General features: G+C 54.6%; 16 protein-coding genes and 2 tRNA genes. 8 read left to right on the top strand and 10 right to left on the bottom strand.

All coding sequences use genetic code 11. The features are described 5' to 3' along the window. Positions 1–64 precede the first annotated feature (64 nt). Complete coding sequence (ppdK, locus tag VQ830_RS01755; RefSeq protein WP_337266329.1) at positions 65–2734, top strand: pyruvate, phosphate dikinase; 2670 nt, start codon at positions 65–67, stop codon at positions 2732–2734. A gap of 104 nt (positions 2735–2838) precedes the next feature. Here the strand turns inward: ppdK and VQ830_RS01760 are convergent, their stop codons facing one another. Then, a complete protein-coding gene (locus VQ830_RS01760) occupies positions 2839–3039 on the bottom strand; it encodes a hypothetical protein (protein WP_337266330.1) in 201 nt (66 codons plus the stop codon). Between the two features lie 350 nt (positions 3040–3389). Here VQ830_RS01760 and VQ830_RS01765 point away from each other — a divergent pair, with 350 nt between their 5' ends. Then, positions 3390–3635 (top strand): CpXC domain-containing protein, encoded by a 246-nt coding sequence (locus tag VQ830_RS01765; protein WP_337266331.1) that lies wholly within the window; start codon positions 3390–3392, stop codon positions 3633–3635. A 32-nt stretch (positions 3636–3667) separates the two neighbouring features. Here VQ830_RS01765 and VQ830_RS01770 read toward each other — a convergent pair whose 3' ends face one another. Continuing rightward, complete coding sequence (locus tag VQ830_RS01770) at positions 3668–4057, bottom strand: hypothetical protein (RefSeq protein ID WP_337266332.1); 390 nt, start codon at positions 4055–4057, stop codon at positions 3668–3670. A gap of 208 nt (positions 4058–4265) precedes the next feature. On the opposite strand from VQ830_RS01770, the gene VQ830_RS01775 reads away from it, so the two are divergent. Then, positions 4266–5174 carry a DUF1499 domain-containing protein gene (locus VQ830_RS01775; RefSeq protein ID WP_337266333.1) on the top strand — a complete coding sequence of 303 codons (909 nt, stop codon included), beginning with the start codon at positions 4266–4268 and terminating at the stop codon, positions 5172–5174. Between the two features lie 112 nt (positions 5175–5286). Here VQ830_RS01775 and VQ830_RS01780 read toward each other — a convergent pair whose 3' ends face one another. After that, a complete protein-coding gene (locus tag VQ830_RS01780) occupies positions 5287–6186 on the bottom strand; it encodes an MBL fold metallo-hydrolase (protein ID WP_337266334.1) in 900 nt (299 codons plus the stop codon). Between the two features lie 219 nt (positions 6187–6405). On the opposite strand from VQ830_RS01780, the gene VQ830_RS01785 reads away from it, so the two are divergent. From VQ830_RS01785 to VQ830_RS01795, 3 genes are all read left to right on the top strand, one after another. Then, positions 6406–6480 (top strand) — tRNA-Gln (locus tag VQ830_RS01785). A gap of 554 nt (positions 6481–7034) precedes the next feature. Continuing rightward, a complete protein-coding gene (locus VQ830_RS01790) occupies positions 7035–7598 on the top strand; it encodes a hypothetical protein (RefSeq protein WP_337266335.1) in 564 nt (187 codons plus the stop codon). 283 nt (positions 7599–7881) lie between these two features. Continuing rightward, positions 7882–9810 carry a glycosyltransferase family 2 protein gene (locus tag VQ830_RS01795; RefSeq protein ID WP_337266336.1) on the top strand — a complete coding sequence of 643 codons (1929 nt, stop codon included), beginning with the start codon at positions 7882–7884 and terminating at the stop codon, positions 9808–9810. 35 nt (positions 9811–9845) lie between these two features. On the opposite strand, the gene VQ830_RS01800 is transcribed toward VQ830_RS01795, so the two are convergent. Further along, positions 9846–10970: a glycosyltransferase family protein gene (locus tag VQ830_RS01800; RefSeq protein WP_337266337.1), complete on the bottom strand. Its 1125-nt coding sequence runs from the start codon at positions 10968–10970 to the stop codon at positions 9846–9848. Then, positions 10945–11021, bottom strand: a tRNA-Pro gene (locus VQ830_RS01805). The genes VQ830_RS01800 and VQ830_RS01805 overlap by 26 nt, the downstream gene beginning before the upstream one ends. Before the next feature lie 252 nt (positions 11022–11273). On the opposite strand from VQ830_RS01805, the gene VQ830_RS01810 reads away from it, so the two are divergent. After that, positions 11274–11690: a hypothetical protein gene (locus VQ830_RS01810; protein WP_337266338.1), complete on the top strand. Its 417-nt coding sequence runs from the start codon at positions 11274–11276 to the stop codon at positions 11688–11690. Positions 11691–12587: 897 nt separating this feature from the next. Here the strand turns inward: VQ830_RS01810 and VQ830_RS01815 are convergent. The 4 genes from VQ830_RS01815 to VQ830_RS01830 all read right to left on the bottom strand — a co-directional run bounded on the left by VQ830_RS01815 (position 12588) and on the right by VQ830_RS01830 (position 17241). Continuing rightward, entirely contained in the window at positions 12588–13637 is a 1050-nt protein-coding gene (locus tag VQ830_RS01815; protein ID WP_337266339.1) for a porin, read from the bottom strand. A gap of 363 nt (positions 13638–14000) precedes the next feature. Continuing rightward, positions 14001–15494 (bottom strand): sulfate adenylyltransferase subunit CysN, encoded by a 1494-nt coding sequence (gene cysN / locus VQ830_RS01820; protein ID WP_337266340.1) that lies wholly within the window; start codon positions 15492–15494, stop codon positions 14001–14003. A 1-nt stretch (position 15495) separates the two neighbouring features. Beyond that, complete coding sequence (gene cysD / locus VQ830_RS01825; RefSeq protein WP_337266341.1) at positions 15496–16449, bottom strand: sulfate adenylyltransferase subunit CysD; 954 nt, start codon at positions 16447–16449, stop codon at positions 15496–15498. Between the two features lie 57 nt (positions 16450–16506). Continuing rightward, on the bottom strand, positions 16507–17241 hold the full coding sequence (locus tag VQ830_RS01830; protein ID WP_337266342.1) for a phosphoadenylyl-sulfate reductase: 735 nt from the start codon (positions 17239–17241) through the stop codon (positions 16507–16509). Positions 17242–17638: 397 nt separating this feature from the next. Between VQ830_RS01830 and VQ830_RS01835 the strand changes: the two genes are divergently transcribed. Next, a complete protein-coding gene (locus VQ830_RS01835) occupies positions 17639–18085 on the top strand; it encodes an RrF2 family transcriptional regulator (protein ID WP_337266616.1) in 447 nt (148 codons plus the stop codon). Positions 18086–18168: 83 nt separating this feature from the next. Here VQ830_RS01835 and VQ830_RS01840 read toward each other — a convergent pair whose 3' ends face one another. After that, positions 18169–19560 (bottom strand): chloride channel protein, encoded by a 1392-nt coding sequence (locus VQ830_RS01840; RefSeq protein ID WP_337266343.1) that lies wholly within the window; start codon positions 19558–19560, stop codon positions 18169–18171. Positions 19561–19610: the final 50 nt, after the last annotated feature.

Consider the following 19610-nt stretch of genomic DNA (forward strand, 5'->3'; position numbering starts at 1 on the left):
CCTCGGTTTTCATTGTCTCCGCTTGGGGTTAAACTGTCCTGGGAGACGGGAAAACGGGGGGAACATGGCGAAGTTGATTTACAGCTTTGGCTTTGGTCGGGCTGAAGGCGGCGCCAAAGATGTCGAGGTTCTTGGCGGGAAAGGCGCGCATCTAGCAGAGATGGCGGGCCTTGGGTTGCCTGTGCCACCCGGCCTGACCGTGACGGCCGATGCCTGTTCCCACTATTACGCAAATGAACGCCGACTCGACGAGGAACTGAAAAAGCAGATCATCAGCGGTATCGCTCTCATCGAGGGCGAAACGGGTCGTCGTTTCGGAGCATCTGAAAAGCCGTTGCTTCTTTCGGTGCGATCGGGTGCGCGCGTGTCGATGCCGGGCATGATGGACACTGTGTTGAACCTTGGCCTCAATGACGAGACTGTGGAGGCGCTCGCAGAAGATTCTAAAGACGCGCGCTTTGCCTGGGACAGTTACCGGCGTTTCATCCAGATGTACGGCGATGTGGTTATGGGTCTCGATCACGAAGCCTTCGAAGAAATTCTGGAGGATGAAAAAGCCCGTCGCGGTTATGAACTCGACACCGAAATGGCTGCAGAGGATTGGCAGGAAGTCGTCGAGGCTTACAAACATTTGCTTGATGAGGAACTCGGTGCAGCTTTTCCGCAGGACCCGCACGCGCAATTATGGGGCGCTGTCGGCGCGGTCTTTTCCAGTTGGATGAACGCACGCGCTATCACGTACAGGCAGCTTCATAATATTCCCGAACATTGGGGAACGGCTGTCAACATTCAGGCTATGGTCTTTGGCAATCTTGGCAATTCATCTGCGACCGGTGTTGCGTTCACCCGCAACCCCTCGACGGGAGAGGCCGCGCTCTACGGCGAATTTCTGGTCAATGCTCAAGGCGAGGATGTCGTCGCTGGCATCCGCACACCCCAATCCATCACCGAACAGGCGCGAATCGATTCGGGCGCGGATCGACCCTCGATGGAAAAACTCATGCCTGATGTATTTGCCGAACTGCGTGCGATCTGCGCGCGGCTCGAAAGCCATTACCGGGACATGCAGGATATCGAATTTACAGTCGAGCGAGGTCGCCTATGGATGCTGCAGACGCGCGCCGCAAAGCGATCGACACGGGCTGCCATGAAAGTTGCGGTGGATATGGTGGAAGAGGGGCTGATAAAGCATGAGGAGGCTGTCTCCAGGATCGATCCGTCAAGCCTTGACCAGCTTTTGCATCCCACGATCGACCCTAGAGTGAATCGTCAGGTCATTGGCCACGGATTGCCGGCCTCGCCGGGCGCGGCGACCGGCGCGATTGTCTTTACTGCGGAGGAAGCAGTTGCTGCGGCTGAGGAGGGGCGAAAAGTCATTCTTTTGCGGGTTGAAACCAGCCCTGAAGATATTCACGGCATGCATGCCGCCGAAGCGATCCTGACCACACGCGGTGGAATGACCAGCCACGCGGCTGTTGTTGCCCGCGGAATGGGAATTCCCTGTGTCGTTGGCGCCGGTACGATGCGCATTGACATTAGAAATGAGCAGTTGATTGGAACTGGCGCAACGCTCAAAAAAGGCGATGTGATTACAATTGATGGTTCTTCCGGACAGGTGCTGAAGGGGGTTGTGCCCATGGTTCAGCCAGAGCTTTCCGGAGATTTTGCCCGGATTATGAAATGGGCGGATGAGATGCGAAGAATGACTGTGCGCACCAATGCGGACACGCCAGCTGATGCCCGTGCCGCGCGCGCCTTTGGAGCTGAAGGCATTGGTCTTTGCCGCACAGAGCATATGTTTTTCGAAGGTGAGCGCATTCATGTAATGCGTGAAATGATTTTGGCCGAGAGCGAGGAAGGACGTCGTCGCTGTCTGGACAAACTCTTGCCGATGCAACGCGACGATTTCGCCGGACTTTTCTGTGTCATGCATGGTCTACCGGTGACCATCCGATTGCTTGATCCGCCGCTCCACGAGTTCCTGCCAAAGACCGACGGGGAAATTGCCGAAGTCGCCTCTGCCATGGGTATGGAAGAAAAGGCCATGCGCGAAAGGCTTGATGCGCTGCATGAGTTCAATCCCATGCTCGGCCACCGAGGCTGTCGTCTGGCGATCTCCTACCCGGAGATTGCAGAAATGCAGGCACGGGCAATCTTTGAAGCAGCCGTCGAAGCAGCGCGCGAGACTGGCGCGCCTGTTGTTCCTGAAATCATGGTGCCCTTGGTCGGGCTACGCTCCGAACTCGATTATATCAAGGCACGTATCGATGCCGTGGCCGAGGCGGTGATGCAAGAGGCAAGCATGGCCATCGACTACCTGATCGGGACCATGATCGAGTTGCCACGCGCCGCTCTTCGCGCTCATGTCATTGCGGAGGCTGCTCAGTTCTTTTCCTTTGGAACCAATGACCTGACGCAGACGACCTTCGGTATCTCGCGCGATGACGCTTCGGCGTTTTTGCCAACTTACCAGAGGAAGGGTATCATCGAACATGATCCCTTCATCTCATTGGATTTCGATGGTGTCGGCGAACTTATCCGAATTGCTGCCGAACGCGGTAGACGAACACGCAATGATATGAAGTTGGGAATTTGCGGCGAACATGGTGGCGATCCAGCTTCGATTCACTTCTGCGAGGAAATTGGCTTGGATTATGTTTCCTGCTCGCCCTTCAGAGTGCCGATTGCAAGACTTGCCGCGGCGCAGGCGGCAATCGTCATGCGAGCGAATTGATCGCTGACCTTCAACCAGACAGCCCGGCTGATAGCCGGTGGTTTCAAACGAAAACAGCCGCCCGAAAGGCGGCTGCGCGGTGCTTCACGAAAGGTACTCAATCTCTAGGCTGCACCGGCTGGATCGCCGATCGGAAGAAGAGCCGGATCAAGGATCGGATCTTCGGGATTCTTCGTATCTCCCTTGTCCTGGACTGGGGTCCGTGGCGGCTTGTCCTGAACGCGATCGGGAATGCCCGGTGTCGAAATAGGCCCAAGTGGTGTTTCGACACCGCCGGGTATTGGAAGCGGATCTCTGTTAGGCATAGCGTGATCTCCCTTTTTGCGAGAACGTTTCCTCGTCATGCCGCGTTTTGCAAGGCGCCGATTTTGACACGGGCGCATCAGTCGCGCGACAATCGTTGAACGAACATCTGCCTTTGCAGACGACAGCTCCGCCGATATGAACCTCGTCACTCCCCGACGGTCGTATATCGTAAACGACGCAGATCGGGCGAGGTTCCGGCTTTTCTTATCAAGACTTGCGCGCTACAGGATCATTCCGAAAAAGCCAAAGCTTCATCAGTGAGAATGACGCTTTGAATTGACGTCTTCGTGACCCGTTTGTCTCTGGTAAAGTTGGCTGCGGTTAGCAGATGAGTCGTTGAAGGAAGGGTATGGCGCTGCGCGATCGATTCTCAAAAAAACTGACTTGCCCCCAATGTGGCAACACCGGCTTTGCGGAAGCTTCGGAAAGTGACGACGCAGGCCGTACTCATCCAGATTTTAAAGTCGACGCACTTCCGCAGGGCTTTTTCGTCCAAAGAACGGCTCGAACCCAGGAAGCATTCATGTTGAAATGCGAATGCGGTCGTAAATTTCCGTTTCGCAGCCGCTTGGAAAGCTCGTCTTTGACGACTTGATAAAGATCAGGATCGCCGAGTTCGCAGTAGCTTCAGATTTTCTCGAACACATCCACAAAGGCATTGGCGAGACGGACGAGCTGCTGACTCTTCGCATCAGGCATTTGGATACGTATGTGGTATCCGCTTTCATCGAGCATTGCCAAGACGACACGCTTGTCATTCTTGGGAGCCGGTATGCGCAGTACCGCTACACGCTGGCAATCTTCTAGCAAACCGCGTGCCGGCAAGTCGAACAACATTTCCCCGCCGGTCTTCTGAGCAGCCTGCCGAACGACTTCCGCAAAGTTTTGTGTCTCGCCGGCGTAGCTATCGAGCGAGAGCTCGAGTTCCAGAAGCTCGAGAGGCAAAAAAGTATCGTCTGCCTTTTGGGGCGAAAGTTGCTTGATGCTCGGCGTGGAGAAAAACTCGGATGCGATCATGATACTTTCTCCCGTATCTTCCTAAGCATAATTACTGCTCTTACCATGGCGTTTTTACGGCTTATTCAGCGACTGGATCTAACCTTGGTGAAGATTCCTTGTTTTCGTTTCTGTTGAAGACAGTTTCATTTTGACGCGACCCGTGCTCTAAGAGGGCGGTTGAGGAGAGATGACTTCTCCCGGCCGGCCCGCGACATACTGACATTCTATGAAAATCCGTTTCGACCGTCCCGTTTCCACTGCTGCACGTCTTTCTCGCAGATGCGGAATCTTTTCCGGTTTGTTGACAGTCGCAGCGCTGCTTGGGCATCGCTTGGCTGGTCTGTCTGCACCGAACATGGCGATCTTGCTCGTAACTGCCGTTGTTGCGGCTGGCCTCACCCTTGTCTTGGCAACTGCCGGACTTCGCAGCCTTTGGGTGACCGGTGCTCGTGGCGGTATCGATTGTCTGGTTGCTTTGGTCTTTGCAGTGCCGGCGCTTGTTTGCGGGAGCTTTGTTGCCGAGCGCTATATCCTCTTCCCAAAGCTTTATGATGTGAGCACGGATATTTCTTCCGCACCTGAGTGGCTCGTCACGCCAGCGGCAGACCAAGGATGGCTGCCGGCGCGAAAGCCGGTAACGGCTCAAGATCGCGAGTTGCAGACGGAAGCCTATCCGGAACTGACTGGCCGTCGATACGACGGTGCTATTGATCGCGTTTTGGATGCGGTCAAAAAGGTTGCTCGATTGCAGGGCATCCACATTGTGAAGTCACAGGGGGACGCGGCACCGGCTGATGATACGCCCCGAGCGCCCATGCGCCCAAAACAAAACGGGGAGGCTGTTCCCGATGCTCCTGAACTGGTCGCCGTCCCAACACCGCGTCCGTTCGACGACGATGTAGCGCAGCTGATCCGCCGAGCAGATGGTGTCGTTCTACAAGGAGAGGCGCGATCGCTTGTTCTTGGTCTCCGCTTTGACGTTGTCATTCGCCTGCACGAGGAGGCAGAAACAACGCTTGTCGACATCCGTGTTGCCTCCCGTTATGGGCCGCACGATCTTGGTTTCAGCAAAACAATCGCGGAAGACTACCTCAAAGCGCTGGATGCCGAACTGTTGGGAATCGCGGGCTCTTAGTTGCTGTAGGCCCGAACCATAATCGCCACACGGTCTTGTCATCAAAGCTCCAAGGCGCGTTTTATAAAACACCAAGCGCCTTCTTGGGACGGAGCAATCGTATCACCTGCACCTAAACCGGCTGGAACTTTGCTTGCAGTGATAAAGGCCCTTCGCAATAGACCAGCCGATCTTGTACGAGCGATTCGAGATGCGCGAGAACTGAAAAAGCCGCTGCCGGATGTAGGTGAGGATCGACATCTGCATACAGCGCGGCAACGATGTCGGCAATAAAGCGGTCGCCAGCCTGCAGCCTTTGAAAAATAGCCTTCTCTCTCATCTGCCGGTGTGCTTTTAGGGCCCGCATGAAGGTACGAGGTTGTTCAATTACGCCTCCATGCCCTGGCAACAGCAGATGATCGTTGCGTAAGATCAATCGGTTGAGGGAGGCCATATAGTCTTTCATCGAGCCGTCAGGCGGGGCCACGACGGTCGTCGACCAAGCCATAACATGGTCGCCGCAAAACAAGATCCCTTGGTCCTCAATCGCAAAGGCAGCATGGTTTGCTGCGTGGCCGGGCGTAAGAACGGTGCGCAGCGCCCATCCATCACCGGTGATGACATCATCGTGGCGAAGCACAACATCCGGTCTGAAATCGAGATCCGAACTTTCGGAAAATTCGTTGATCTCGCCGTTGGAAAGCGGCCGCGAAAGCCTATGCGGGCCCTCCGCCAGAACAAGGGCGCCCGTTTCCTCTTGAAGCCGTCTTGCAAGCGGCGAGTGATCTTTATGTGTGTGCGTGACAAAGATATGGGTGAGTTTACGGCCATCAAGCGCATTCACTATCGCTTTGAGATGATCTTTGTCATCCGGACCGGGGTCGATGAGAGCCACCTGGCGCTCGCCAACGATATAGGTGTTAGTGCCAAGAAATGTAAAGGGGCTGGGGTTTTTCGCGGTTAAGCGCTGAATTCCCGGCCCGATCGGAACGGCAATCCCGTGATTCGGCTCAAACGCGCGATTAAATTTCATGACGTTGCATGCTTCGTTTCAATCTGATCATTTGTCGATAACACTCCGGAAGCTTAAACTCAGCCCACAACGTGCCTGAAAGCAAAGCCTACTCTCAAGTATGATCAGCAGTTCTCTTTGCCACAAAATATTTTCGCCATTCAGAACTTATTCGTTGAGAGACGCGTGAAGCTTTGCTAAGCAGGCACCGCTTTGCTTCGGTCCTCGACCGAACGGCATTGGGGCGTAGCCAAGCGGTAAGGCAGCGGTTTTTGGTACCGCCATCCCCTGGTTCGAATCCAGGCGCCCCAGCCATATTTTCTTGTCGGTCGTTCGCATTTGCATCCGCCGTTCAGTTGAAACAGCATTGCCGCCAACGAAGGCTTCCTTAAAGGCACAGAGCCAGTTGTGCTTTTCAAGGTGAGATATGGAACGCTGAGTGTCAACCGGGGATTCGCGATGCGCCGTCTTCCTTACCTGCTCGTTCTACCATTGCTAGGCCCTGCGACCGTGCAGGGCGCGTCGATCAAAGTCACTAATGATACCAGGTGCGCAATCGAGCTGACGGGACAAATCGATGATGGCGACCATGCGAAAGTTGAGCAAATCATTAAAGGCTCAGAGGACAGGGCTAGGATATGCCTAAACAGCGATGGCGGCTCCTTCTCCGAAGGTGTGGAATTCGCCAACAGCTTTATGGAAAATGGTGTCGGGACTATCGTTAGGTCCGGTGACAAGTGTGTAGGGCTTGCGCGATAGCTTTTCTTGGCGGAAGCGGGTGGGGAGACTTTCGCCATGTCTCGCGTCTGGTTGAACTTGGCGCAAGCATTGCATATCGCGCCCCGCCTCCAGCCGGGGCAGCAGACTTCATGCGCAAAATGCTCACGTTGAAGAAAGACCTAAAGGTCTCAGACTGGTTTTTCTTGAATTTCATTATGTCCGCGTCGCAGAAGCCACAAGAAGTAAAAACTATACGAGATCTTGCGCATAGCGGAGCGCGGCTGAGCTACGATATCACGCCTGGGAAGCTTTCTCGCGATCAAATGATGAACGTGTGTCAACTGGCTTTCGATGTCTTTCAAGATATGTTTCAGGATCCGAGCTCGGCTTGGCAGCCAGAGTTTTCAAAGGACGCGAGTGAGGAAAATGTCATCGATTTCTCCCAGCACGTGAAGATGGGAGAAAGCTATATGGATGTGATTTCCAACCGGCACAGTAGCGAATTTCCTGCCGAAACAGCCTCATGCGGATTTGCAAACGGGATAGATGACGGACAGATTTCCATGGAAATTTGGAGCAATGACGTCGGCACAGATGGCAATTGGGAGTCGGCTACAACCATAGCCAAGCTTCGGATTCCTGCTTGGTATGCAGTGGACATAAACACGCCGATCATAAAACTTGCTAAGCAATCCCGCCTGAAAGCTCCTTAGAAGTAGGAGGCGATGTCGCAGAAGGGCGCGGCCAACATTCTGCTCTAGCCGCATCCGCCAATCTTTATGTTGTTTTGACGGAACGCCGCTCCTCATAGCGGCTTCAAGTGCTTCCAACTATGCGCTATGCAGCAAGCAATAGGGTCGGGCGAATTGGAATTTTGCAGATGAATGGCGCGGAGATTGATGGCTTTCTCGATCAAGCTCAAAGCACGTACGAGATCGGTGCTGGAATGTTGCAACAAGCTGTTTCTGTCTCTCAAACTCTGGTAGGGGCGTAGCTTTGTTTGTTGCCGGCAGCACTTTTGGCATCGATGTGCTGCGCTTTGCAGGAAAGGCGATAAAACTTCGGGTCAAGGCTGGTGGGGAGGATGTGATTCCTGCTGGAACACAGGTAGGTTTTCTTCGTCCCGGGCGTCGTCCCGAAATTGTGTCGAGGTCGCCATACCGCCGCTCTCAAAACGAGGTCGTTCTCTATTGCTGGGTGCCGAGAGGCGCAACGCATGTTGGCCTCGTTGATCGAAACGGAGCCCCCGTTATCTCGCCGAACGTAAGCTTTCGCTGTCGTTCACTTTCAATCGTGGAAATCGCGCTCACCGCAGCGGTCAAGCGGCCTTGCAAGTTGCTTTCCATCATGACGACCATCCGTCATGGGAATAGCCGTGGAACTGACTATAGGTTTGGGCGGCTTACGGATGAGCTCAACGCTTTATCTTATCCTAAGTGGACTAAGTCTGTTGCAGAAAGCTTTCATCCTCCACCAGATCATCCCCCGTTATCTGTTATTGTGACGATCAATCAAGGTAAAGCCTCGGATCTGCGCGTTACAAAAGCATCCCTCGCAAAGCAAAGCTTCACGCGATTTCGAGAAGTCGATGAAGAAACCTTTGGACGTTCAATCGAATCTCCCACGAGCAAAAACCTTCTCTGGATCAGGCTCGCTGCCGGAGATCGTCTTGCGCCAGATGCCTTGGCCTCGATGGTTTCGCCCTTTGCGAACCCCGACGTCGCCGCTGTTTATAGCGATGAAGACCGGCGTGGTGTAGGTGGCTTGAATCGGTGTAAGCCTGATTTCAAGCCTGCCTGGGATCCTCTGCTGGCGCAATCGGGCTGGCTTAGTCTTGAGGCAGCAATGTTCCGCGTCTCCATGCTGCCTGATAAGGAAGGTGTTAGGAGAAGAACAGCGGCTGAACTGCTTCTTGACATCCATGCGCGTGGAACTGGGAGTATCCTCCACATTCCGCGTATCCTCTTGCATCGCATCAAGCGCAGAGCGGATCCAATCGCTGCTAAAAAGCCGGCAATCAGACTGAAAGACGCAAGCGCAAGCATCATCATTCCGACGCGCGATCGCGTCGACCTCCTCAAGCCCTGCCTTGATGGTTTGTTCTCGCGCACCATGGGAGTGACGCTCGATATCATCATCGTCGACAATGGCAGTGTTGAGCCAGCCACGATCGAGTATCTCAAAGGTCTTAAAATATCTGGCGTTGCGCGCGTCATTGAGGCGGGCGGCCCCTTCAATTTTTCGCGTTTGTGCAACAAGGGTGTCGCCTCAGCACGCTTTGAGCAAATCCTGCTTCTCAACAACGACGTTGAGCCGATCAACGAGGATTGGCTTTTGCAGATGCTTCAGGAACTGGAAGATCCCCTCGTTGGGGCCGTCGGGGCCTATCTGCTTTTCCCGGATGGTCTAGTTCAACATGCAGGCGTCCTGCTGGGCGCCGGTTCCGTCGCCCGCCACCGCTTTCATTTCATTCATCCTCGGTCCCGACAGCACAGAGATCTGCTTCAGCACAGGCGGCTAACATCCGCGGTGACCGCCGCATGTCTTCTGACGCGCAAGTCGTTATGGGATCGCATTGGCGGGATGGATGAAGAAAGCCTGACCGTTGCGTTTAACGATGTCGATTACTGTCTTAAGCTCGGGGCGATCAAGAAGACGATCGTCTGGACCCCGTTTGCAAAGCTATGGCACAAGGAATCCGTATCGCGGGGTAAGGACGATACGGACGCCAAGCTGCAACGGTTCGCGGAAGAAGAGCGGATTATGTATGAGCGCTGGGGTGCTATTCTTGCGCGTGATCCTTTCTTCAATCCCAATCAGTCGCTGCTTGCCGAAGAAGATGTCTTGCGAACGCCGCCTTATTCGACAGATGCGCGAAACGCAGATTGGTCGTCCGACCTCATCTTCGGACTGAAAGACGAGTAAAAAAATGCCAAACCCTTATTGAGGGCGCGGCTGCGCTAAAAGCGAGGAAAAAGAGGCACCGGATTTGCCGCCATACGCTGAACAAGACGTCTCGTGGCCAACGCGGCTTCAAGACGTTTGCTCCTGTTATCAACCAAATCGAGAATGGTCCCTATCCATCTGCTTTCCTCGTTCGGAAGTAGCAGTTCTCCAGGTTCAGCAATGGTGGCATAGGCTGGTGAAGCGGAAAAAATTCCGGCAGCGCCGAAGCGGGCAGTCTCGATCTTCTTCGTGGGGGAGCGGCAGTCGTTCACAAGGGATGCAAGAAGGGGAACGAGCATAATATCGAGCTGCCGTCTCCCGCTCTCTGCCAGATAGTCCGGCCAAGACAACGGCTTCTTGATCGTTACGCGCTCTAAATCCTTCCAATAGTCCGCGGCGCGACGCGCGGCAAAGACTTCGAAATCAACATTGTCGCGCGCTTGCAAAACGGCCTTCACAATCGGCTGAAGAAAGCGATGCTCTGCAAGATGGATCGCTGTTGCGTGATAGGCAATGGTAATGCGCCGATCGGTCGAGCCACTAAAAACGGCATTGCCGATCATGTCTGCCGGCGGAAGAGGGGGGAGGACGCGGCAATGGTTCATACCAATTCGAGCTGCCAAAATTGGCGTGGAAGCCCAGATGAGATCAAGATGGCGATTGAGCTTGTAAAGCGGGAGGAGAGCCCTCTTAATGAGTGCTAAGCGATAGCGCAAACTTGCATCTTCGCTGACCACAGTCGCTGCAATATCGTCATCCAAGAAGAGACCTACACCGCTGAGCTTACGGTCGTTTTGCGTCAGCCAATGTGTCACCTTCCGATTGGCGTAGCGGCAGATAACGACAAAGGCACCGCGGGCATCGAGCTTTTCCGGGTCGAAAGACTTGATATCGACGATCTCGTAAGGTGGCGCGTCGGGCGCACTCAAGCGTGCAGCAAAATAATAATCAAATGTTGGATTTGGAAGTCGTGCGAAACAGATAATGCGCTCAACTGCCTTTGGATCGCGGATCTCAGATTGAGGCTTTAAATGCGGGTGCGGCAGAAATCTCGCCAGTCGCTCCATCACCTTCATACTATAATTCCAGAGGCGCGACAAAATGCAGTTCGGCTGGTCGGAGTGGAGTGATTCGAACACTCGACCCCCACGTCCCGAACGTGGTGCGCTACCAGACTGCGCTACACTCCGTGACCAGCGGGCGTTTCTATAGACCGGGTCCTTTTCGGGTGCAAGCTCTAAAACTCAGGAATCATTCGAAATTGACTGCCGGTCAGGCGCTCATTTGAAGCAAAATGCCACACTTCATCCAAATTTTGGCGGCGGCCTCTCAGAGTGATTTTCTTTTGGATGCTTTGCGAGTAAAGCCGAAGGCTAGAAACAGAATAACGAACATATTCAGCAATTCTGTTGGAAAACGAAGACAGCTCCAGGGACCCACCAATGAAACTTCGCATCGCCGCTGCTGCAGGGCTTGCCGTATCACTCGCAAGCTGCACCTCTCTCCCGTCCTCGCCGTCCACAAATCCGATCTCGGCGCGTTGGGTCGGTCAGTCCGCTGGTAAGTTCTTTGCTGCCTACGGTCCGCCAATTGCCGATGCAGAACGCGGCGACATGACAGTCTACACGTGGCGCGGCGGCTACAAGACGGTTCGCGTTCCCGTGGCGAAAGAGGATGGCGGAAAGGCCAAGGGAAAGACAGCGGCGACGAGAAAGCTGTCGCTGAAGTGCCAGGCGGAAATCACAACCGGCGCGGATTACGTTATTCGTAATATCAAGGTAATGGGCGATGTCCCTGGAGTTAATGGTCCCTCTTATTGTGCTGAGTTCCTCGCACCATCGACGGCATCTGACCAGTAATCTGGAAAGCGGCTCTCACTCGGAGAGCCGCTTCTCCCATTAGGCCGAAGGCGACCTACAGCGCAACGCGCATTTCGTTCGGCCAAAAACTGCTATCTGCGCGGTTTTCGATAATGATGAGTCTCCAGAGCTTGTCTTCATCGCCCCTTTTGCGAATTTATCGTCTGATCGGGCTTGCGACACTGTTGCTTCGTTGTCCGATCCACGAAGGAAGTCGCTTCCGGCAACTCTTAGCCATAGCTCTCGTGAGGCCGTTCAAGCGCGACGGCCACTATATAAGTGTAAATGTAAGACGCTGGATTAGATCGGCTGTTCCACTGCCCGGTGCCGTTGCCCTTGTCGCAAAAAAGGCCTGCCGGGGCAAGGCAGGCCTTCATATTCAAGATTTGAGACCGAAACTTGCCTCGCCTTTACTTAAGCAGCTTTCGTGCATTCATGCAATCGTGAATTAGTAGGCCACTAATGAATAGTGTGTTTGTATAAAGAGAGCAATTCGCGAACAAAACTGCTGCAGAAAAACAGCTTCGACATCCGGAGATTTATTCGGAAATCAGGACGAAGCCTAAATCAACAAGCATGGCAACCGAACGACAGCTGAGTTTCGACCAGAAGCATAGACTTGATCCAAGGCAATAGCTGTGCACGCTGTCACTGAATGGTCGGGTGTCACATCACCCGACTCTGCAATGCTTCGGGCAGACGCTTCTTAGGCAAACGCGAACATCACGTGCAATTTAGTCCTGCCCACACGTAAAAAAGGGTCCGGGAAATCCCGAACCCTTTCTGTCACCGATCGGAGGTCAATTCGGATCGTGACAATGATGTATGAGCCAATTCGCTACAAATCAAAGATGGAGACGCAGCCGTGGGAATCGTGCGCGCGTCTACAAAATTTGATTAGAACGAGCGCTGCAGGCGGAAGTAGCCGGTCGTCTGACCTTCGCTGTTTTCAACCTTCTTGTAGTTGACGGTTGCCTTGGCATAGAAGTTGTCGACGATCTGGTAGTCAAGAGTTACGCCGGCCTTCCAAGCGTTGTCATCCGAGAAGTCGCCCTTGGAAACCAGGCCGTAGTGACCATAGTACTGAGCGGCAGGCGTGATCTTCCACTTGTCCGTTACCTTGATGGCATATTCTGCGGCGACAGCCCATTCGGAGTTGTCGTAATATGCGTTGGCACCGCTTGCCCAAACGCCAGCGAGGCCGAGCGTGCCGGGGCCGAGATCAGCAGTGATCATGCCGCGAACTGCGCCTTCTTCGGTGTCGGTGTCGTAGCCGCCAGTGACCTGATAGGTGAAGCCACCAACCTTACCGCCAACTGCACCGGCAACGCCGAGGTTGTTGGTGCGTGGGCCGAATGTCGGGCTGCCAGCAAGACCGTTGAGCGTATAGACAGTGCCTTCCAGCTCATCAACCGAGATACCAGCATAGAAGTCGCCAGACTCATACTGATAACGGATCGAGTTGTGGTTCGTGGAGTGGCTTGCCAGATCGTCCGTTTCGCCGCTGAGGCCGTCGTCCCACCAGCTGTAGAAGTAACCAGCGCGGAGGCCTGCGATGTCGAGGTAAGCAACGTCGATGAACGTGTTGCGGCTTGCAGCAGAGTCAGCATCCGTACGCAGAGCAATAAGGCCGGTCAAAACGCCATATTCCGTGTCGCTCTTTGCAGTGAACTGCAGCTGAGCGCGCGTGAAGACGTCGTAGTCCGAACCGTTACCGAAGCCGCCAGCAACACCGCGAGCGAAGTCGGCTTCGAAACGGATGTAGCCGTCGATCTTCAGGCAGGTTTCGGTGCCTGGGATGTAGAAGTAGCCGGTGCCGTACGCGTCGCAAACGCGAACATATTCAACAGCTTCCGGTTCAGCAGCGACGATAGCGTCGGCAGCGTGAGCGCCGGATACGACTGCGAGGGCAGCCGCGGAGCCGAGCAGAAGGCTCTTAATGCGCATGGTTTCTCCAATGCAAGTTTCGGTTCAAATCTCGATTCACTCTTTGGAGAATATTTCGATAGGAGAAGACGTTGCCCCTCTGCTCCTATCACCCCCCAAGCGCACCTCACAAACGCGTGATGTGCGTGGTAACGTTAAACGCCATTCCGGCCCGTGCTGTCAAACGCTCGATGAGGCATCAAGCAGCTTAGATTTTAGGCGTTGCCACTTCGCCACAGTTTTGTGACGAGCGGCGTCATTGTGCCCACAACTCGTTAGCACCCTAGTGATTTCAAGAGGATAAACGTCCTGTCGTAAGCCAACAAAATAAGAAGGCTGCCCGGCGTCTGCCGGGCAGCCCCAAAGCATCAGTTGATTCGATGCCTAAATATCGCTCGCTGCATTTTCCCAGAGCTCCGCTGCCTGTGCCGCGGTCATCCGACGGATCTGTGCCTCGTCACGTCGCCGCGCAAAGAGCTCGCTTGCCATAATCTGTTCAGCCAAGTCAGCGGGAAGGGAAAGAACCACCCTCGCATCGTCTTTGTTAAGGCCGCCCAATTCAGATCGCTTTCCGGTGATCATGCCGCCAGAGACCGTGTTGTTGGTCTCAGGATCAATCAGAATGAATGAGCCGGTCAAACGGTTCTGTTCATAAGGATCGAACATTGCCATTTCATCGAAAGTAAGCCGCACCTTGCCGATGGCGTTCATATAAAAGCGGTCTGCCGGGACCCACGCGCCAGTTTTCATTTCGAGTTGCGCAACAGGGTCGACAAGCACGCGTTGCTTCCGACTGCCGCTTTTCAGCCAATAGCGCTTTCCAGCTTCAATACCCTCAGGTTGCAGGGCAACGATCTGGGCATCGAAGGAAAGGCCGGTCTGTGGTTGTCTTTCGATCGACACAATCATGTCGCCACGCGCAACATCCACCTGACGGTCAAGCACAAGCGTGATTGCATCGCCAGCAACGGCAGCATTCCGGACAAGATCAAATGTGACGATCTTGGAAACATTTGCCACCATTCCTGATGGCAGGATCATGACGCTGTCACCTGGCTTGATTGCTCCGCCTGCGACGGTCCCCTGGTAGCCGCGAAAGCTCTCACCAGGACGGGCAACGCGCTGGACTGACATGCGAAAGCCGGTGGATTGGCCGGAGCGCACCGTTGCGCTTTCGAGGGCCTCAACCAGAGTGGGTCCCTGGTACCATGGCATGACCGGGACACCAGAATGGACGACATTTTCCCCTTTCAACGCTGACATTGGGATAGGCGTCACCTGCTTGATGCCAAGGGTCAGCGCGAATTCTCGGAAATCATGCGCAATTTTCTCGAAGCCGGCCCGGTCGTATCCTGTCAGGTCTATCTTGTTTACCGCAAGAACGAACTGCTTGATTCCAAGTAGCGCGGCGATTGTCGCGTGACGCCTGGTCTGTTCCAGGATCCCGGCGCGGGCATCGATCAGCAAGACGGCTAGATCGGCCGTCGAGGCGCCTGTCGCCATATTGCGTGTATATTGTTCGTGGCCGGGCGTATCCGCGACGATGAACGAGCGACGGTCCGTCGAAAAGTAGCGATAGGCGACGTCGATAGTGATGCCTTGCTCACGCTCAGCCTGAAGGCCGTCCAGGAGCAACGCGAAGTCGGGCAATCCGAGATCATTTTGCTTGCCAGTTGAATCACGGCGAAGCGTGGCGGCCTGGTCTTCTTTTACGGCCTTCGTGTCCCAGAGCAGTCGTCCGATGAGTGTCGACTTACCATCATCAACACTGCCGCAGGTGATAAGGCGTAGCGGGCGTGTATCGCGGACAAGCGTTTGTTGTTCTGCGACCGGTGAACCCAACGTCGCTGGTTCGGCGGAGCTTTTTGCTGCGGTCATCTCAGAAATACCCTTCACGCTTCTTTTTTTCCATGGAGCCCGATTGATCCCGATCGATCGCGCGGCCCTGCCGCTCGGAAACGGTCGCGATCTCAAGCTCCGCAATCATGTCTTCCATTGTCGTTGCGTGCGAGCGGATGGCACCCGTCAAAGGGAAGCACCCCAATGTGCGGAACCGAATGAAGTCTTCTTTCTTTGTTTCACCTGGCAGCAGTTCAAGTCTTGGGTCGCTTGCCATGATCATCATGCCGTCGCGTTCGACATATGGCCGCTTGGCCGCGAAATACAGCGGAACGATCGGGATGTCCTCAGCCTGGATATATCGCCAGATGTCAACTTCGGTCCAGTTTGAAAGCGGGAACGCGCGAACGCTTTCACCCTTCCGGATTTGGCCATTATAGATGTTCCACAGCTCCGGTCGTTGGTTACGCGGATCCCACCGATGATCCGGCGTGCGGAAAGAATAGATCCGTTCCTTCGCGCGTGACGCCTCCTCATCGCGCCTTGCGCCGCCAAAGGCCGCGTCGAATTGTCCGGCATCAAGTGCGTTTCGCAGCGCTTCCGTCTTCATGATATCGGTATAACGCGCTGAGCCATAGGTGAACGGCGTTATGTTCTCTGCCGCCCCGCGCGGATTGATATGCTCGATGAGATCAAGGTCGTATCGTTTCACGATCTCATCGCGAAACGTGATCATCTCTTTGAACTTCCATCCCGTGTTGATGTGCAGGAGCGGGAAGGGCACGCGGCCGGGAAAGAACGCCTTTCGGGCCAGATGCAGCAAGACCGAGGAATCCTTGCCCACCGAATACAGCATGACCGGCCGTTCAAATTCCCCAACGACCTCCCTGAAGATATGAATGGACTCGTTTTCCAAGGCTTTGAGATGGGGATCGAGTGGCGGCTTGGATTTCGGCATTTCGCTGGCATCCACCACGCTGTGGCTGTCTGACATCAAACTGGTCTCCAGAATTATTGACGCCGGTCGAAGACAACCGGCCTTTCGAGTCTTTTAGGCTGTGGCGACGGTCTCTTCGGCAACATGAAGTCCGCATTCCCGCGTCTCATCTTGTTCCCACCACCAGCGGCCAGCTCTTTCAGGCTCGCCAGGCTTGATGGCCCTCGTGCAGGGCTCGCATCCGATACTCGGATACCCGCGCGCATGAAGCGGATTGATCGGGACATTATTTTTCTCGACATAGCCGCGGATCTCGTCGATCCCCCAATCTGCCAATGGATTGATCTTTATGAGATGACGATCGGCATCATATTCCGCGAACGGCGTATCGGCACGGTTCGCTGATTGTCCCCGACGTAAGCCCGTGATCCAGAAACTCGCTCCCGACAATGCCCGTGCCAGAGGTTTCAGCTTTCGGATGCCGCAGCAGGCATGACGCGCCTCGACGCTATCATAAAAGCCGTTGATGCCATATTTGGCAGCAAATTCGTCAATGTCGCTCTGCTCTGGGAAAAATCGCTGAATTTGTAGATCGTATTGAGCCTCTGTTTCGTCAACGAGGGTCACTGTCTGGGCAAACAGCCTGCCTGTTTCCAAAGTCGCGATATCGACGGGGAGACGATGCCTACCGATTTCAGCGGTAATGACCTGATCCTCTATGCCAAGCGACGTTGTAAATATCGCTCGGCCCTGCAACGAGGCTACCAAGGAAAGACGTTCTGCTAGACCACGGCTAGCGAGGTCTTGGTTCAGGCGCTCCGCATAGGAAATCGATAATTCGACGGACATATTCCCAGTTCCTTGATTGGAGCCGGAATATTGCAGCTTTGTCGCTACGGGGACAGCAAAAGCGATTTCCAAACAAGATGAAGAATAGCAAATATCTCTCGCATGCTGCTGCAATGCGAAAAAGATGATGCCGCGGTGTAACTCGCCAATCTCTATTGAATTTGTCGAGTTAAGGTGCGGGTGTCAATATGGAATTTTCATCGCCTCACTCGGTGATGAGAAAACTGCTCGCCGGACTGGAGGGCGAATTGAAGAAAAACAACCAGAAAAAGTAGTAAGCCGCCAGCATCTCTGGTCTTTTACCTTGGTTGTTCAAATTCCATTCATCGGACAAAGCTTAAGAACATACGTATATAAAAGCAGCCGCTTATCTCATTGTGATGCTGACAGGTTGATGATGATCACGCAGAAGGCAAAATACGCGCTCCGCGCTCTGACAGTCCTTGCGGAGGCGGAAGATGGCGAACCGATCATGATTTCTGACATCGCTTCTCAGCAAAAGATTCCGAAGAAGTTTCTTGAGCAAATCCTTCTTGATCTCAAGCATCACGGAATGGTTGAAAGTCGGCGCGGTAAACAAGGCGGCTATCTTCTCCTCAAGCCTGCACACGCTATTACTTTTGGCGAAGTGCTGCGTGTCATCGATGGTCCTATTGCGCCGCTCCCCTGTCTTTCTCTCACGGCATATCGGCGTTGCGAGGATTGCGACGGCGAGCAAAGCTGCGAAATCAGACATGTTTTCGCACGTGTTGCCGAGGCGACCAGAAAAGTTCTTTTTTCAACCACCATCGCAGATGCAATTGCGAACAGACGAGGTGCTGAGGTCACAAGGTTGCTGGCCTGAAGCATCTGCCACATATAGAACATAGGGAAGTGAGCGCAGATTGCTCCATGCTCACGCTAGGTTGCTGGTGGCATGGTCGCAGCTTATTTGCCTTCGGTAGGTTGATCCTGCAACGCTACGCTTTTCGGTACATCCCCGTGGTCGCGCTCTTGTGAGCGCTGAGCGCGAATGGCAGCCGCGAGGTAAACCCTGGAAAGACCGTGATAAAGCGGTTCGCGAGATAAGATCCGCGATGTTCCGTAACCCAGCATGGAAACAGCCATGATTGGAATGACGGCCTGATGATCGCCCGTCATCTCGAGGATGATCACGAAAGCCGTCATGGGCGCCTGAACCACGCCCGCGAAATAGCCAGCCATACCCAGGATGGCGGCAAGAGCGATACTCGTTCCGATCAGCGTTCCCGCCGCACTGCCGAGCCCAGCACCAACAGACAGCGATGGTGCGAAAATGCCGCCAGGGATGCCGGAAATCATCGACAAAAAGCCTGCGGCAAACTTTTCGATGAAGTATAGGACGGGGAGGGGACTGCCTTCGATCGCACCGCGCGCTTGCTCGTAGCCGGTGCCGAAGGTCATGCCACCCGACAGGATGCCAAGCAGCGCAACGCCAAGGCCGCAGACACCTGCGACGATAAGCATGCGTTTCATGGGGTCTGGCTGAACATAACGACGAATGCGTTTTCCGCAGTAAAGCGCACCGCCACTGAAGGCCGCACCAAGAGCACCCCCACCGATCCCGCAGACGAGGATCAGGCTCCAGTCTTGTGCAATTAAGGGTGCAACGTCGGACGAGCCGAAATAATTGTAGTTCCCGGCAAGTCCAAGGGCCGCAAGGCCAGAAAGAATAACTGCGGTCAGAACAAGGCCATTGGTACGAGCTTCGTAAGCGCGTCCCATTTCCTCAATCGCAAACACAATACCGGCGAGAGGCGTGTTGAATGCTGCCGCAATCCCTGCTGCCGATCCCGCCAGAATAAGCCCGCGAGCCTGCGCCATGCCACCGAACCGCGCGACGGCCAGCATAATAGAAGCGCCAACCTGGACGGTCGGTCCTTCTCGGCCCACAGAAGCACCGCAGAACAAGCCAAGCACTGTTAAAACAATCTTGCCGGCAGCAATTTTCAGGGAAAGCAAGGGGACCCTGTCTTTCGTCTCGTGAAGATGACGCGCCGCAATTGCCTGCGGAATGCCGCTTCCCTGCGAATTCGGGAAAAAGCGCGCAGCGAGCCAAGCCGATAGGAGAAATCCTGCCGGCGTGACAAGGAGCGGTAGGAGAAACGACCACTGGTTGCTGCCCAGCATTCTCCCGAAGAGGTGTTGAGCGATATCGGCAGCTTCGGCAAAGCCCACGCTGATGACGCCGATGGCAAAAGCACCGATCCAAAAGACCAGCCGGGCGCGCCAAAATGTGCGCGAGCCGCGAAAAACACGCGACCGACGCAAGAATTTCGATTTTCTGTATGATGCAGCCATGGGTCAAGCGCGCCTGCGGAGTGGTGTTTCTATCGGTGGAAACGATGATC

The organism is Oryzifoliimicrobium ureilyticum, assembly GCF_037199735.1.
Taxonomy (GTDB): Bacteria; Pseudomonadota; Alphaproteobacteria; order Rhizobiales; family Rhizobiaceae; genus Rhizobium; species Rhizobium ureilyticus.